Raw genomic sequence first — 15,955 nt, 5'->3', positions numbered from 1 at the left:
TTCTCCTATAGCGGTTCTCAAAAACATGAGGTATGCCAAATTATGCGACGATCAGCTTTTCGCACGGAGGCCGTCTTTACCTCCAGAAACCTCAGAAAGCCTATAGGCACTTGCGATTCCCAATTCCCAATTCCCAATTCCCAATTACCCATTACCCATTACCGGACATACCTCATCTTTACGAGAAAGGCTATATATCAGCTTAAAAAGATAATACTACTGCGGGCGCTTGCTGCAAACCTCAATAGTCCTCCGTCATTTTCATCTAAAATTTCAAATCTCAAATCGGATGCTTTTCCTTTGGCATTGAGCATAAGTACCTTGCGTCGCGAAAAAGACTGGGTTAACTCTTTTGACTGATTAAATAGCCTCAAATTCCGAGGATTCACGACAAATTCTACCACTTTCGGTTCCTCCTTACGGTAGAGGTAATGGTGAGTCGTCAGTTGTTATTCTTGGTACATAAGACAAAGAACGAAAGAAAGTTAAGTATTCAGGAGAAAAAGAAATGTTTGGAATTATTGCTTGGGTCGTTTTAGGATTGATTGCCGGTGCGATCGCCAAAGCCATTTATCCCGGAACTCAAGGCGGCGGTTTTCTCGCAACGACAGGTTTAGGAATTGTGGGTGCCCTAGTGGGAGGTTATCTAGGTCAAGTCTTTTTCGGGACAAGCGCGGGAGCTTCATTCGGAGCATTGACTCTACCCAGCATAGCTTTTGCCGTCATCGGTGCTATCGTGGTACTTTTCGTCTGGGGATTGTTAACTCAGCGTGCTGCATAAAAAATATTTTCTATTCCGAATCCTGCAGATTTTTAGGGTATTCATAAACCCGGTTTTTTGAAAAACCGGGTTTTTCAGTGAATAGCCCCCGCTGCGATCGCTATAATAAGATTAGTTCGTAGTGAAGACTTTAGTTCTCTAACAGATGCAGACTAAAATCCTCACTACAAACCTTGTTTATTTCATCGGACGGGTGCGGCTAAAACCGCTGCTGCACAAACAAAACCCATGCCAATCGGGTTGAAGATTCAAGTTAATTAATCCGTAAATTGAAAGGCAAGCGAACGTAAACGCCTTGCGGGTCGTTCATGGACTTGACAACAGCTAATTCATCCTGCATTTTCTTAACTTCAGCAGTCAGCGGGTCGAGTTTGGTGGCTGGTTCCAAAACATGAACGCCTGAAAGTCTTTCCAAAATTCGCTCCTCCAAAGTGCGATTTTTTGGATATTCTTCTAACTGCCAGTTTTCACCTAGTTTAGCTTGCTCCGCCGCAGCTTTGATAGCGTCTTCTAAACCGCCAATTTCATCGACTAAACCCAACTGTTTCGCGGCGGTACCAGACCAAACTCTGCCTTGAGCAATTTCTTGCACCTTGTTTTTTGGCAGTTTGCGGGAGTCGGCGACTTTGGTGATAAATCGATCGTAAATGCGATCGACTACTCTCTGAATATTCGCCAATTCTTGAGGAGTTTTCGGGCGGGAAATCGTTTTACTATCGGCAAAGCGGGCGGTTTTCACCACATCCCAAGTCACGCCGTTGTTAGCAGCCAACTTTTCGACGTTAAATAGCATTCCAAACACGCCGATGGAACCCGTAATCGTACTCGCTTCGGCAAAAATTTTGTTGGAACCCATCGAAATCCAATAGCCGCCGGAAGCTGCTAAATTGCCCATCGACACGATAACTGGCTTTTTTTTGCCCGTCAGCGCGACTTCGCGCCCGATGACTTCCGCTGCCGTCGCGCTGCCTCCGGGACTGTTAACGCGCAAAACTACTGCTTTTACGTCGTCATTTTCTCGGATTTTCCGCAATTCTCTAGCAATGCGATCGCCCCCTACTTGAGTTGGCCCGCCGTCCCCATCGACAATCTCACCCTCAGCGTAAAGCACAGCAATCTGGTTTTTATTGTCAGCGCGAGTTGAGTTTTTACTCTCAGCAACTCTCGCGTAGTTTTTCAAGCTAATTTGCTTAAAAGATTTGTCTTCGCGATCGGTTCCTGTGAGTTTTTTGAGTTCCGTCGTAATTTCGTCAAAGTATACAACTTTATCAACTAACTTACCTTTGAGAGCTTCGTCAGCCATCAAAGTTCCGCCATTATCTGCCACCGCTTGCAGTTGCGGCACGGTCAATTTGCGGCTCGGGCCGATAGTTTTCAGGTATTCTCCCCAAATATCTCCGAGCAGTTTTTGGGTTTGCTGGCGATTTTCGGGACTCATTTGTTTGAGCAAAAACGGTTCCACGGCTGACTTGTATTTGCCGACGCGAGTCACTTGCACTCCCACGCCGTATTTTTCCAAAGCACCAGTCCAGAACATTGCCTGACTGCTAAAACCGTTGATTTCTAAAGAACCGTAGGGATTGATAGCAATTGTGTTGGCGACTGAACCGAGGTAATAATCTCGCTCGTTCCAGTCCATTTCGTAAGCAATAATGGGTTTTTTGGCATCTCGGAAACGCTGTAAGGCCGATCGAACTTCTTTGAGATTAGCAAACCCGCTGCTGCTGGAATCCGAACTGCCTTCGAGATAAATGCCCACGATTTTGGGGTCTTTTGTCGCAGATTCGATCGCGTCTAAAACAGTCCGCAAAGTCACTGCATCGCCGGACTCGTCCGAAAGAACTTCTTGAATCGCCGCACTCGTGCTGCGGTTCGGTTTGCTATCAGTGATATTTAAAGAAAGGTCTAATACCATTACAGACTTATCTTTAACTTGCGGGCCTGAATCTTTTGAGGACGATGCCGCAACAGCAATTAGCAGTACCAGCCCTCCCAATCCGACGCCACCCAGCAGCAACAATCCTAGGAAGGTTCCCAGCAAACTTGCACAAGTATATTTGAGGAAATCTTTCATTTAGGTAATCGATAATTGGGAATTAGGCATTGTTAGCTGTTGACTGTTGACTGTTAACTGTTAACTGTTGACTGTTAACAATGTCAACTAACAACTGCCCACTGCCAACTGCCAACTGACATCCTTCTATCTTAGCCTTTCCAAAACCGCTTCTAAAAACCTATGTAAATCTTTTCTTGAAGAACAAGATGTCACAGAAGCCCAAGTCCACGGTGTAACTTCCTCAAGGTAAAAAGTAGTGCATTACTGCTTGCTTATCGCTTGGCGGTTGCCCAGTTTTCAGCATGGCCACAATTCCTTAGTTAAAGTTTACGACCTTGAGGGGGTAAATTATTTAGTTGTAGTGGGATGATTAATTTGTGTTAGGTGTTTTACGGCTTTCACCCCGTCTAAGCCTTAACAACCCGCATTAATCCAGCGTTATCAAATCATACATTAATTTTGCCTCATCGGTGTCAAAAGCCGAAATACTAAGAATTAGATATTCTAATCCTTGGTAAACCTAGATATTCCGGCTACTGAATAAAACCCCAGAATGCTTTAACTCGTCGAGGTTAGCGCAGCCCGTACAAAACATCACGGTGGCAATCTCTGCAATTAAAACCTCAGCGAGGAGGGCTGCGACTGATTCCGATTGCGCTGCTGCTTCCAGAAACGGCCGCGCCAGCCCTGCAACATCCGCGCCGAGGGCGAGAGCTTTCGCTGCATCCAAGCCGTTTTGCAAGCCTCCAGAGGCAATCAGGGGAACATCTGGGGCGGCAGCGCGGGTGCTGACAATGCACTCGGCTGTGGGTATTCCCCAGTCGGCAAAGGTTGCGCCCAACCTGCGCTGCTTGCTATCTTTGGCTCGCTGTCCTTCTATTTTCGCCCAAGAAGTGCCTCCGGCTCCGGCAATGTCGATCGCGCTTACTCCGGCGGCGAGCAATTTCTCTGCCATCTTTCCTGAAATACCGTTGCCAACTTCTTTAGCAATTACCGGTACTGGTAATTTTTCGCACAATTTAGCAATTTTATCTAGCAGTCCTTTAAAGTTAGTATCGCCTTCGGTTTGAACGCATTCTTGCAGTGGATTTAGGTGTAAAATAAGGGCATCGGCTTCGAGAATGTCGATAATTTTTTGGCACTCTTCTAAACCGTAATTGTAGTTTAATTGCACCGCTCCGATGTTAGCAAATAGCAGAATATCGGGAGCGCGGCGGCGCACTGCAAATGTCGGAGCTAGTTGAGGGTTTTCGACAGCGCATCGCTGGGAACCGACTCCCATTGCTAGTTTGTATTCTTGAGCGACATCGGCGAGGCGGTAGTTGATTGTCTGGGCTAGTTCTGTGCCGCCTGTCATTGAGGATATTAGCAGGGGAACGGCTAGTTTTTTGCCGAGAAATGTGGATGTTAAATCGATTTCAGTGCGATCGAGTTCTGGCAAACAGCAGTGAGTAAAACGGTAGTTTTCGAGTCCGCTGGTAGTTTCGCGAAATTGTACGTCTTCTTCGAGGCAGATCCGCAGATGATCTGCTTTGCGGGTTTCGGTTTGCGAGGGCGAGGTTTGCGGCAAGTTCACAGTGGCTGTTTGGGGAAAGAGTTGTGATTTGGGAATACAGTAATTTTATTTCATTTTTGAGTTTTTTTTTACCGCAGAGAGCGCAGAGGGCGCAGAGGAGTAGAAATGAGAGATGTTTGCAAATTATGTTTTCTGTTGCTTTGTTATCCAGGAACGGTCATCGGTACGCCGTTATCTGAAGGTTTTAATTTCAGCAGCAAAGGCACTGCTTTTTGCACCCAGGCTTTGATTGAGGTGTAATTTACCGCATCTTCGCCGAAACAAATGTCTAGCATATCTGTGTGAATTATGCCGGGATTTAAAGGAACTGCTGCCATACCTGGGGGCAGTTCTTGGGCTAGCGATCGTGTAAGTCCTTCAATCGCCCATTTAGAAGCGCAATAGGGCGCGACTTCCGGCGAAGTTGACCTTCCCCAACCGGAACTAAAGTTGACAATTATGCCGCTTTTTCTCGCAATCATTGCCGGGACAAAGTGGCGAATTACATTAGCAGTACCTTTAATATTAACATCAATTAGCTGAGAAAATTCTTCGCTGCCGACATTCCAAAGCGGCGCGGGATGGTTGACTAAAGCTGCATTGTTAATGAGCAAATCGGGAGCCTGATTATTTGCCAGTATTTCTGTAGCCCAAGCTTTGACTCGATCGTCGCTGGTGACATCCAAACAAGTAAAATAATGGGGTTTACTATATTTTTGGTTGAGTTTTTTCACCGCTTCCGAAGAACGGGCGCATCCCACAACTGTGTGTCCCAATTCAATAAATTTTTCGGTCATGGCAAGACCGAGACCGCGACTGACTCCGGTAATTACAATTAATTTGGTCATAGATTTGCTGAAGTTTGGCAGAAAGTAATACAATACATATTGACTGGTAAATTGACAAATCGATCGCAGGGAATAAACCATGAAAGTAAAAGCAGCAGTTGCTCGCAGTGCCGGCCAACCTTTGACTATTGAGACGGTCGATTTGGATGGGCCGCGGGCCGGAGAGGTGCTGGTGGAAATTAAAGCGACTGGTGTTTGTCACACCGATGCTTTCACTCTTTCCGGCGCAGATCCCGAAGGTTTATTTCCTGCTATCTTAGGCCACGAGGGAGCCGGGATTGTGGCAGATGTTGGGCCGGGAGTGACAAGTGTCAAAAAGGGCGATCGGGTAATTCCACTTTACACTCCCGAATGCCGCAACTGCGAATATTGTTTGAGCAAAAAAACGAATCTCTGTCAAGCAATTCGCCTGACTCAAGGCCAGGGAGTGATGCCCGACGGCACGAGTAGGTTTTCCATAGACGGTGAAAAAATTCACCATTACATGGGAACTTCTACCTTTGCAAATTATACAGTATTGCCAGAAATTGCGGTAGCAAAAATTCGCGATGACGCTCCTTTTGATAAAGTTTGTTTGATCGGCTGCGGCGTAACCACGGGTATCGGCGCTGTCATCAATACGGCAAAAGTAGAACCAGGTTCTAATGTGGTAGTTTTCGGTTTGGGCGGCGTGGGTTTAAACGTAATTCAAGCCGCTCGCATGGTAGGAGCTAACATGATTGTCGGCGTAGATTTGAATCCCGACAAGCGAGAAATGGCAGAAAAATTCGGCATGACTCACTTTGTTAATCCCTCGGAAGTGGAAGGCGATTTAGTGCCTTATTTAGTAGATTTAACCAAAGGCGGAGCTGATTACAGTTTTGAATGTATCGGCAACATTAATGTAATGCGCCAAGCTTTAGAATGCTGTCACAAAGGTTGGGGCGTGAGCGTAATTATTGGGGTAGCGGGAGCAGGTCAAGAAATTAGCACCCGCCCGTTTCAGCTAGTAACTGGTAGGGTTTGGAAAGGCTCGGCTTTTGGCGGGGCGAAGGGCAGAACTGATGTCCCCAAGATTGTTGATTGGTACATGGATGGTAAAATTGACATTGACAGCTTGATAACTAAAGTAATGCCGATCGACAAAATTAATAAAGCCTTTGATTTAATGCACAAAGGCGAAGTAATTCGCACAGTCTTAACATTTTGAACAAACAACTTCTCTCTTCTCTATTCCTCTGCGTCCTCTGCGCCCTCTGCGGTTAAAAAAAATCTAATTCCCAAATGAAATAGAATTAACATGATCTCTCACACCCTAAAACTGCACAAAGAATATCAAAGCTTTGGCGGCAAACTCGGCTTTTACAGCCATCAATCCTCAACCTGCAACAGCGAAATGAAATTCACTGTTTACCAACCACCCCAAGCTCAAACTCAACCCGTACCAATTCTCTATTTCCTATCAGGTTTAACCTGCACGGAAGAAAACTTTATGGCAAAAGCGGGGGCGCAGCAATTTGCGGCAAAACATGGGTTAATGCTAGTTGCACCAGACACGAGTCCGCGCAATACTGGCATTCCTGGGGAAAATGAGAGTTGGGACTTGGGAAGTGGCGCGGGTTTTTATATTGATGCGACAGTTGCACCTTGGAATTCTCATTATCGAATGTACAGTTATGTGGTTGATGAATTGCCGAATTTAATCGCCGAAAACTTTCCAGCGATACCGAAAAAACAGGGAATTTTCGGTCATTCGATGGGCGGACACGGGGCTTTAATTTGTGCGTTGAAAAATGGATCTCGCTATCTTTCAGTTTCCGCTTTTGCGCCTATTTGCGCGCCCGTGCGCTGCCCTTGGGGACAAAAAGCTTTTGCAAACTACCTCGGTGGTGACAAAGAGATTTGGAGCGCTTGGGATGCTAGCGAATTGGTTGTGGCAGCACAGTACAACCGTCCGATTCTGATTGATTGCGGCACTGCTGATTCGTTTTTGGCTGACGGGCAGTTGTTGCCGGACGTGTTCGCGGAGGCTTGTGCGAAAGCGGGACAACCGCTAACTTTAAGGATGCAGGATGGTTACGATCATAGCTATTATTTTATAGCGAGTTTTATGGAGGATCACATTCGCCATCACGCGGCTGTTTTGTGCGGGTAAACTTTGTTCGCGAGTTCGGACTTTAGTCCTTAAACCTAATTTGATTGTGCAGGGCACCCCAAGGAACTAAAAGCATATCAGCTATTTGCGATTGTCCTCTCGCCCTGTAAATATCCATAGCTTTCTCAAAATCTTCAATTCCCCCCTGTAAATCTCCAGCAGCAGCTCGAACATCAGCACGGATCATATAAGCTTCTACAAAGTCAGGATTGAGATTAATTGCTTGAGTAAAAGCTTCAACTGCTTCATGGTACAGCCCTCTACGACCGAGGTCAAATCCTTTTTCATAAAATTCTTGAGATTCCATCGCATTTCTTAATTTCTGCTATTCATCTTGCTTGTATAAAGGAGCGAGTGATGGTTTGTAGTGAGGAGTTTGGTCACGAAAAGAAGGACTGAAGTCCTCACTACAAACGGTCAATTTAGGTCGATCGCAAATACCCAGTCTTTGTATTGGCTGTCGCGATTTTCGATAATCCCGGTGAGTTTGTCCAAAATCTTTTCGGTGATGGGTCGGTTTTGAGGCAATTGATAGTTTTCTATTCGGTTGATTGGGGTAATTTTGGCGGCGGTTCCGCAGAGGAAAATCTCGTCTGCAATCAACAGTTCTGATTTATCAACTGGTCTTTCTATGACTTCTATTCCTAAGTCTCTGGCGATAGTTATAACGCTGTCTCTGGTAATTCCTTCGAGAATATCTTGATCGAAACCTGGTGTCACTAATTTACCGTTTCGGGCGATAAATATGTTCATTCCTGAAGCTTCGCTGACTTTTCCTTGGGTGTTCATCATAATCGCTTCGTCGAAGCCGGATTCGACTGCTTCTGTTTTGGCTAAGGCTGAGGTGATGTAAGCGCCGCTAATTTTGCCTCTTAATGGTAAGCTGCGGTCTTCTTGGCGGTACCAAGAGCTAATTCTACAGTTAACTCCTGCTTTGGGTAAGTAGTCGGAAAGTTCTAATCCGTAGACAAAGAAGTCTGTTTCTACGTTGTGAAGTCGGGGGGCAATTCCTAAGCTGGATGTGTAGACGAAAGGGCGGATGTAAAATGATTTTGTTGGTTGATTTTTTTTGACAAAATCAATGATTATATGTTGAATTTTGTCGGCGGGTAAATCGCAGTGGAGGAAGCTGGCACTTTGGCTTAATCTTTGACAGTGGCGCTCTAATCTAAATAGAAGGATGCGATCGGGATTTTGGGGGTCGGGAATTCCTCGCAACCCGCCTAAAACTCCGGTTCCGTAGTGCAGGGCGTGGGTGGCTATGGAAATGTTGGCGTCGCTAAATGGCAGAAATTGGTTTTGAAAGTAGGCAATTGGTAGAAAACTATCCATGATTTAAGCTGGAGATGAGTTTGGCTTTCCGCGAGGAGTCGTGAATTGGGTTATACTACCATAAGTTATACCAATTTCATAAAGTAGCGCTAGATATTACCCCCCCCAACCCCCTTCGTAAGGGGGGGCTAAGACTTCATCAGCACATCTTTAGAAAAATGGTATTAGACGATTTTAGATACTTCGGCTTCGCTATACAAGTTTTAGATTCTTCGACTTCGGCTTCGCTGTACAAGTTTTAGATATTAAATTGAGAATGATTGATGACTATTGGGCTTTGATGGTTGCATACAGTTGCATTATTTGTTGAAACTGGGATGATTGTTTTGTGGTTTTATCGATCGATAAAATAATATAAATAGTGGTCAGGTTGGGAGATAATTGTATTGTTTTGAGAAAGAGTGCGATCCTCTTTGGGGGCTTCGCTAACGACTGCAAGCAAATATCAACGAAGGGGTAACTGTGGCACGTAAATGTTTCATCATTGAAATGGGGATGGGTATTGACCAGCACGGACAGGAACCGACTGTAGCGGCGGCTAGGGCTGTACGGAATGCGATCGCCAATAATGCTCTGTTAGGTGTCTGGGAAGTGGCGGGTTTGACTGACCCAAATCAGATGATTGTGGAGGTTAAGGTGGCTGTTCCTTACCCGGAACAAGTGCGACCCGATGAGGTGTTGGCGGTGCTGCCTTTTGGTAGCAAAACTCTGATTGTGGAGCAAGGAGGCATGGTGGTGGCGGGAAGGGCGATCGCCTCTCTGAATGATAAAAATGATGAAATGTTAATCGCTGTGGCGGCTGTGACTGTTTTTGTGGACACTCAGGACTAATTTTGTGTTGTTTGAATAAATCAGCCCTGAAGTACGATCGCCCTTGAGAAAATTACGATCTATTTAGGCAAAGTAGTAGGGTGCGTCAGAGATTTTGCCTCAAATAGGGGAGAAAAGGCGAAGTTCTGACGCACCCTACAAATTTAGTGTTACTCCGATCGGGTGAAAGTGCGATCGGACGCTGTACGGTCTTTCCGAAGCAAGTTGAGCAAACCGAACACGCCGAACACGCCCAGCCAACCGAAGTTATTGGGGCGATCGCGCCGAGCACTCAAAACTCCAGAATTCGCCCCAGCCGGCGTCACTGTCGTAACGTCTGTCGTAACGTCTGTGGAGCTTCCGGTAGTACCAGTTGTACCTGTCGTACCAGCCGGCATCGGTGTCGTACCTGTTGTACCTGTTGTGCCTGTCGTACCAGTTGTACCAGTTGTACCAGTTGTACCTGTTGTACCAGTTGTACCTGTTGTACCCGTGCCAGCACTTCCAGGAGTGCCTGTCGTATTGGTTGTACCAGTTGTATCGGTTGTGCCTGTCGTACCAGTTGTACCAGTTGTACCTGTCGTACCAGCACTACCAGGAGTGCCTGTCGTACCCGTGCCAGCACTACCAGGAGTGCCTGTCGTACCCGTACCAGCACTTCCAGGAGTGCCTGTCGTACCAGTCGTATCGGTAGTGCCAGCAGTACCAGTTCTGCCTGTCGTACCAGCAGTACCAGGAGTGCCTGTCGTACCTGTCGTATCCGTTGTACCAGCAGTACCAGTGGTATCGGTTGTACCTGTTGTGCCTGTCGTACCAGCATTACCAGCAGTACCAGCAGTACCAGGAGTGCCTGTCGTACCTGTCGTATCCGTTGTACCAGCAGTACCAGCAGTACCAGTGGTATCGGTTGTGCCTGTCGTACCTGTCGTACCAGCATTACCAGCAGTACCAGCAGTACCAGGAGTGCCTGTTGTGCCTGTCGTACCAGTGGTATCGGTTGTGCCTGTCGTACCTGTCGTACCAGTGGTATCGGTTGCACCTGTTGTGCCTGTCGTACCTGTCGTACCTGTCGTACCGCTTGTACCCGTACCAGCGCCTGTACCAGTTGCATCCGTACCCGTGCGAGTGCCTGTACCGTTGGTGCCAGCGCCTGTACCGCTGGTGCCAGTGCCTGCGGTACCTCCCGACTGGGCAGAGGCAGGCACTGTTAAGGAAACCGTTGCTAAACCTACACTACAAGCCCCTGCTAAAATAACTTTCAACAACAATTTAGAAGATTTCATGATTATGCTTGCTTTTGCATTATAGATTCCTGCGAGCGGGTTTTGAGGCCAAAACAGCAGGTTTAAATTGACAGCGTAACTTACAACTTTTATAAGATTCACTGCGGGACAATCAAGGTAATGAAGCCCATTGATTGCGGTTACTTTGATTGATTTTCCGTGGAAAATCACACCAACATGTCCATACTTTATAAGGTATTACCACTCTGGCAACTTCGCCATTCATCTTTAGGAATATTTCGGAAAAGGGCGTTTCTTTCAAGTGGATGATATTTGCTTTTGGGGTTTACGAGATCCATCAAAACCTAGGGATAGGGCATATAAACCCGGTTTCTCTGATTTTGTGGCTTAGTGTTGCGTTCGCTTAACTCCCTCAGATGAGTTAGTTGAATATTTTTTTAGCGCTACTGTTTCTGATGTTGCTGCTGGCATTTTTGTCACTCGCAGCCTACGGATCAAACTTTCCCAGCAAACTCAATGATCTCAAAAAGCTCTCAGGCGATCGCCCGCTGGTTGCCGAATTCGCCCGTAACCTTTCAACTGCAAGGTTTTGATGGGGCTTGGGGCGCGGCCGCAGCACAATTGCTTGCTGGTCAGTGCGATCGGGCAAAACCCTGATATAGTAAACCCAAAGGTATGCCAGAGAGCGGTTCTTCTCTCATAAATTTCCCCAGCGGATATCAACTATGCTGCATCGAATTCTTGCCAAAAGTCGCTATCTAATGATAATTGCTGTACTCGGTTCTTTTATAGCCTCTGTGACACTTTTGATCTACGGTGCCCTTGAAACGATCGCTACCATCGGCTACATTATCACTACAGGGCCGATTTCCAGCGAAAACTCTAAAACACTGATTCTGTCCTTTGTCGAAGTTGTAGACTTGTTTCTGCTAGCCACAGTATTTTACATTACGGCACTCGGACTTTACGAACTGTTTATTGACGATCGCATCAAAGTACCAGACTGGCTAGAAATTCACACCATAGACGACCTCAAAACCAAACTTGCCAGCGTGATAGTCGTCGTATTGAGCGTATTATATCTCGGCCAGGTAGTTAAGTGGAACGGCGATCCGAACATCCTTTCATTAGGAGTGAGTATCGCTTTAGTAATCGCTGCGCTGACGTATTTTCTGAGTTCACAGGTAAAAAAGCCCAAGTCAGATTAAGGCCTGTTTGAGCAGGGAAATTACCAAAATTTTGCTGATAGAGCAACGGCATCCTAATGGGACTCTAGGCTCACAATAAATTTTATATAAAACCTGTTAATCGCTCTAGCAATCCTCGCAGGATTTGTAGGACTGCTCAGTTCGAGCGAAAGCAGGGCCCAGAGGCGAGGAAGAGCCGATCTAATCGTGTGCCTAGGCTCTTCCTCGCTTACACAGTTTCCTTTCGCTCCAACGGGGAACCACTTATTTAAATTGATAAACGGATTGCTAGGGAATTGCAATCTATCAATAGGATGAATATTATTAATTTTACGTTCAATCGAAAGTAATACTTTTACAATCGCACGAAGTCAAACAGGAAGAGTTTTTCCATTTTTTGATTTGAGATTGAAGAATTGAGGGATTGAGAACTCGATCGCTCAATACCTCATCTTTAGATCGAACTGCTATAGATTTTTCATTTTTTGAGTTGAGATTTTAAATGGGGAAATCGATCCAAAGATAAGGGAGCGAGCTCTCCCTTATCTTTGGATCGAAGTGCTATAAAACTTGATTAAATAGCTCTTGGGACAGATGGCTGCACTATTACTTATTCGATATTTTAAAAAGAGTAAACTTTGTTACAGAATTTATGCTCACTTCATCCAATCCTCTGAAACAAGTATTCCACTGCCCGGAAGAATCGAATTTTTACTCGCACTGCTTGGAAAGTTTAGTGTTAAATGCCAGCGACAATTCTAGACTTATCGTAGAGTTTGGTTCAGGAGAAGGAAGTCCAGTTATTAAGTCTTTGCTGAGAACAGATTTTAGCGGGACAATACAAGGATTTGAGCTAAATAATGTAGCTTGGAAAATTGCTCAGTCTCAAATTAAGCAATATCAGATCAGCGAACAATATACGGTCAACAATTGCTCTTTTTTTGATTCGCTTTTATATCAGTCGGCGGATTGTGTCATCTCGAATCCGCCTTATTTGCCTGCGGTGGATGACAAGATTTATCAGCCGCTGTTGCACGGCGGGAATGATGGTTCGACAATTGCTAAGAAACTTTTATCTTTGGACTGCGATCGAGTTTTGCTGATGGTTTCTAGCTATTCTAATCCTGTGGGTTTGATCGATTATGCGTTGGATCGAGGGTACTCGGTGGCGAATTTTGAGATTGCACCTTTAACTTTTGGCTATTATAGTTCGGAGCCCAAGGTGAAAAGCGCGATCGCCACTCTCAGAGAACAGGGAATGGCTTTTTATTCGGAAAATATCTATCTGCTGGCTGGAGTTTTGTTTAAGAAGCACCAAAAGTCGCAAAGAGATTTGTCGATCGAGCTAATTCAGTTAATGACAGCATTTTAAGCTAATTCCTGGTAGGGTGCATCAGTCTTTGATACACCCTAGGATATAGCTGTTAATTGTGCTCTGTGGCTTGGATCGATCGCACTACAGCAGCAGCAGCCCGATCGCCGATCGACTTCTCCTGATCGTAGCCCAACACCAACTCCCACGCCTCCTGCGGGTATCTGTCAACCAGCGGAATCGCCACCTCATCAAGCATCCAGCGCCCGTGACGTTCGTCTTCGCGGATGTGCAGTTCCCAATAGCCCATCGCAGCCTGCGAGAGGCCCAGACGCTGGGCGGCGGCTAGATAATTGCGGTAAGCGACGGGCCCGGCCACTTCAAAATAGGTGAGTCCGCCGTTGTAGCGAAGAAAATGGCGCTTGCGTTCCGTCAGCAGGAAATTGTGATTGATGCTGGCGAGCACTTGCCAAGGCACCAAATCGAAATACGCCTCCGGTTCCGTGTTCATACCGAATTCTGCCAGCATTTGGGCAAAATAGGTCGAGTGTTTGCGGGCTAAGCGACCGCCGCCGTATTCTTCGATCAGCACTCGCGTAAGGGTGCACTGAATTTCGTTGCCGGCACCGCCGATGATGCGAGAAACGCGGCTGGCTTCCACTAAACCGTCGAAGGAGGCGATCGCCAGCAAGTGCTTGTATCCCTCTTCAGTCATCTGTTCTCGCAGGTAGCGATCGATCTCAGTAAGCTCTGGATCGACATCGGCAGCGGCGCGATCGCGCAGGGCTTGCTTGACATCCTCGATGTTTTGCAGCGCTGCAACGTCGATTTGGGCGATTTCCCATTGCTGCCAAGGTTCCTCAATGCGATCGCGCACAGAACGCAAATAGTGCGATCGCTCATTGTTGTAGCGGCGCAAATCGTCGTACCAAAACAAGTTGAGGCGGTTGACGCGGTAAAGTATGCGCTGCAAGAAGCGGTGAGCGGCCTCATCGCCCGGTTCCTGTTGGTAAGCTGCTTGAATTGCATAGGCGATCGCGCTTTCAAAATCGCTGACAAGTAACGGTTTTGCCGCCACCGTCTTGTCTAAATCCTCGACTTCTAGCAAATTGACAAATTGGCGATCGGCTGCTTCGTAATTTGGGGGTACGGGTTGCTTTTTGGGAAGACTCGGCGACTCAGAAGAAGAAAGTATCTCTAGGGTGTTTTGCATGGAATCAAATTATGCTAACTCAGATTATTGTGCTGCCTGCCAAAACAGCCAACCTTTGCAGATTGCCGAATATTCTGGCTGCTTATTTTCAAGATAGCTAATCATTCAGCCGGCTACACCTTTCTATTGATAGATATTTTCGACTTACCCTTGTTCTCGGCTCTTCCTTTAACTAACTAACCCATTACTCCTGACAGTCTATTTCTGCGATCGAGTAATTGGGGCTAATATTTCAGCGTCTTTTTTAGCAGGTATAGCTTGCCGCCATGCTGTGATACCGCCTGAGAGGAAAGCCAAATTCAACCCAGTTTTTTGCAATTTTTGGTATGCTTTAACTGAGCGCGCTCCCCGCGCACAATAAAGTACAACAGTTGGCTGAGGTTGATTAAATTTGACACTGGATCGAGCCATAGCTTGCACTTGCTTGACACCGAATCCAGCTTCAATGTCAGTTATCGGAACCAGCGGACTTTCACCGATGCGATCTTCTGCGTATTCTTCGGGCGATCGCACATCTATCAAAATCACTGGTTTCAACTTACCCTGCTGCAATTCGGCAACAGTTACTTGTTTCGTATTTAAACTGGCGATAAAAGTTAGGATATCCATGTGATGAAATAGGGCAACTGCACCCACAGAAGCAACACTCGTCAAACCAAAACCCATAATTGCCAGGAAAAGGCGAGAATAGCGCTTAATACCTGGTTTTGCATTTTCATCTAGCATTTTTAATCATCCTTGAAAATGGATAGAACATTTGTCCGACATATCCAGCAGGTATAGAATCAGAGATTCCATATTGATCAGGCATTTTTTGGTTGGCATATAGATAGTGCCAAATAGCAAATCTAACAATGGCAACTGAACAGCAAAGTTTTTGTTGTGGATTTGGGGAATTTTACTGTGATGCCAGTGATGAAATTGTGGGGTTGCTACGAACCATTTTAGGATGCCAAATTTTAATTTAATATTAGAATGAATCAAAAAAGCGATCGCCGCCGAATAAAGAGCATAAACCACCAAACTCTCCTTAGTAAATCCCAACCAGTAAAGAGGCATAATTTTGCAAATCTGAGTAAAGAGTTGCTCGCAGGGATGCACCCGCACTGCGGCTAACCAGTCCATGTGTTCAATGGTGTGATGGATTGCATGAAATTGCCAAAGCCAGGGTACTTCATGCAGTAGTCTGTGAGCAATATAATATGCCATATCTGAAACGATAACTGCTTCTGCCAACTGCAACCACAAAGGTTGAGAAGCTACTTTGCTTTGCAATTCCGGGTTTAGTAAATTAGTCATCAGCGACAAAATTACAGTCACAACAATAGCGCCTGATCTGCCAATAAAGTGACCTGTAAAAAAATAGGTGGCATCGGTTGCCCATCCGAGACGGAATATCTTTTGCTTGTGCAAGGATAAAATTCTTTCGAGGGGAATGAAGATGCAAGCTAAGATGATGAAGCCTTTGACAATTTCTGGCATA

Annotated in this window: 16 protein-coding genes; 7 read left to right on the top strand and 9 right to left on the bottom strand. The window is 46.0% G+C overall.

Annotated elements, in window-relative coordinates:
• The first annotated feature begins 508 nt into the window (after window positions 1-508).
• Window positions 509-781 carry a GlsB/YeaQ/YmgE family stress response membrane protein gene (locus QUA01_RS15750; protein WP_194013129.1) on the top strand — a complete coding sequence of 91 codons (273 nt, stop codon included), beginning with the start codon at window positions 509-511 and terminating at the stop codon, window positions 779-781.
• A gap of 253 nt (window positions 782-1,034) precedes the next feature.
• Here QUA01_RS15750 and sppA read toward each other — a convergent pair whose 3' ends face one another.
• The 3 genes from sppA to QUA01_RS15735 form a co-directional block, all read right to left on the bottom strand.
• Window positions 1,035-2,855: a signal peptide peptidase SppA gene (gene sppA / locus QUA01_RS15745; RefSeq protein ID WP_333090610.1), complete on the bottom strand. Its 1,821-nt coding sequence runs from the start codon at window positions 2,853-2,855 to the stop codon at window positions 1,035-1,037.
• A 502-nt stretch (window positions 2,856-3,357) separates the two neighbouring features.
• The gene (gene fni, locus QUA01_RS15740) at window positions 3,358-4,413 is read right to left on the bottom strand and encodes a type 2 isopentenyl-diphosphate Delta-isomerase (RefSeq protein ID WP_333090607.1); all 1,056 of its coding nucleotides are present in this window, start codon (window positions 4,411-4,413) and stop codon (window positions 3,358-3,360) included.
• A 143-nt stretch (window positions 4,414-4,556) separates the two neighbouring features.
• Window positions 4,557-5,240, bottom strand: coding sequence for an SDR family oxidoreductase (locus QUA01_RS15735; RefSeq protein ID WP_333090605.1), 684 nt, complete (start codon window positions 5,238-5,240; stop codon window positions 4,557-4,559).
• Between the two features lie 79 nt (window positions 5,241-5,319).
• Here QUA01_RS15735 and QUA01_RS15730 point away from each other — a divergent pair, with 79 nt between their 5' ends.
• Complete coding sequence (locus tag QUA01_RS15730; RefSeq protein ID WP_333090603.1) at window positions 5,320-6,429, top strand: S-(hydroxymethyl)glutathione dehydrogenase/class III alcohol dehydrogenase; 1,110 nt, start codon at window positions 5,320-5,322, stop codon at window positions 6,427-6,429.
• 90 nt (window positions 6,430-6,519) lie between these two features.
• Window positions 6,520-7,374, top strand: coding sequence for an S-formylglutathione hydrolase (fghA, locus tag QUA01_RS15725; protein ID WP_333090602.1), 855 nt, complete (start codon window positions 6,520-6,522; stop codon window positions 7,372-7,374).
• Between the two features lie 22 nt (window positions 7,375-7,396).
• On the opposite strand, the gene QUA01_RS15720 is transcribed toward fghA, so the two are convergent.
• Together QUA01_RS15720 and QUA01_RS15715 are read right to left on the bottom strand one after the other, a co-directional pair.
• Window positions 7,397-7,681: a tetratricopeptide repeat protein gene (locus QUA01_RS15720; protein ID WP_333090601.1), complete on the bottom strand. Its 285-nt coding sequence runs from the start codon at window positions 7,679-7,681 to the stop codon at window positions 7,397-7,399.
• A 110-nt stretch (window positions 7,682-7,791) separates the two neighbouring features.
• Entirely contained in the window at window positions 7,792-8,706 is a 915-nt protein-coding gene (locus tag QUA01_RS15715; RefSeq protein WP_333090599.1) for a branched-chain amino acid transaminase, read from the bottom strand.
• Window positions 8,707-9,168: 462 nt separating this feature from the next.
• Between QUA01_RS15715 and QUA01_RS15710 the strand changes: the two genes are divergently transcribed.
• A complete protein-coding gene (locus QUA01_RS15710; protein ID WP_194010532.1) occupies window positions 9,169-9,537 on the top strand; it encodes a Lin0512 family protein in 369 nt (122 codons plus the stop codon).
• A 149-nt stretch (window positions 9,538-9,686) separates the two neighbouring features.
• Here QUA01_RS15710 and QUA01_RS15705 read toward each other — a convergent pair whose 3' ends face one another.
• On the bottom strand, window positions 9,687-10,799 hold the full coding sequence (locus QUA01_RS15705; protein ID WP_333090598.1) for a hypothetical protein: 1,113 nt from the start codon (window positions 10,797-10,799) through the stop codon (window positions 9,687-9,689).
• Window positions 10,800-11,276: 477 nt separating this feature from the next.
• Between QUA01_RS15705 and QUA01_RS15700 the strand changes: the two genes are divergently transcribed.
• From QUA01_RS15700 to QUA01_RS15690, 3 genes are all read left to right on the top strand, one after another.
• Window positions 11,277-11,417 carry a hypothetical protein gene (locus tag QUA01_RS15700; RefSeq protein WP_333090595.1) on the top strand — a complete coding sequence of 47 codons (141 nt, stop codon included), beginning with the start codon at window positions 11,277-11,279 and terminating at the stop codon, window positions 11,415-11,417.
• A 68-nt stretch (window positions 11,418-11,485) separates the two neighbouring features.
• On the top strand, window positions 11,486-11,968 hold the full coding sequence (locus QUA01_RS15695; protein ID WP_333090593.1) for a YqhA family protein: 483 nt from the start codon (window positions 11,486-11,488) through the stop codon (window positions 11,966-11,968).
• A gap of 631 nt (window positions 11,969-12,599) precedes the next feature.
• The gene (locus QUA01_RS15690) at window positions 12,600-13,319 is read left to right on the top strand and encodes an SAM-dependent methyltransferase (RefSeq protein ID WP_333090590.1); all 720 of its coding nucleotides are present in this window, start codon (window positions 12,600-12,602) and stop codon (window positions 13,317-13,319) included.
• A 52-nt stretch (window positions 13,320-13,371) separates the two neighbouring features.
• Here the strand turns inward: QUA01_RS15690 and QUA01_RS15685 are convergent, their stop codons facing one another.
• The 3 genes from QUA01_RS15685 to QUA01_RS15675 form a co-directional block, all read right to left on the bottom strand.
• A complete protein-coding gene (locus tag QUA01_RS15685; protein ID WP_333090589.1) occupies window positions 13,372-14,472 on the bottom strand; it encodes an iron-containing redox enzyme family protein in 1,101 nt (366 codons plus the stop codon).
• A gap of 198 nt (window positions 14,473-14,670) precedes the next feature.
• Window positions 14,671-15,198, bottom strand: a complete 528-nt coding sequence (locus tag QUA01_RS15680; protein WP_333090588.1) for a rhodanese-like domain-containing protein — start codon at window positions 15,196-15,198, stop codon at window positions 14,671-14,673.
• Between the two features lie 6 nt (window positions 15,199-15,204).
• Window positions 15,205-15,954 (bottom strand): sterol desaturase family protein, encoded by a 750-nt coding sequence (locus QUA01_RS15675; RefSeq protein WP_333090587.1) that lies wholly within the window; start codon window positions 15,952-15,954, stop codon window positions 15,205-15,207.
• Between the last annotated feature and the right edge of the window lies 1 nt (window position 15,955).

Origin of the sequence: Microcoleus sp. S36a_B3, from assembly GCF_036700745.1 — a bacterium.
Classification (GTDB): Bacteria; Cyanobacteriota; Cyanobacteriia; order Cyanobacteriales; family Microcoleaceae; genus Microcoleus.
The sequence above is the reverse complement of the archived record's forward strand: the minus strand, read 5'-3'. Positions and strand labels throughout refer to the sequence as shown.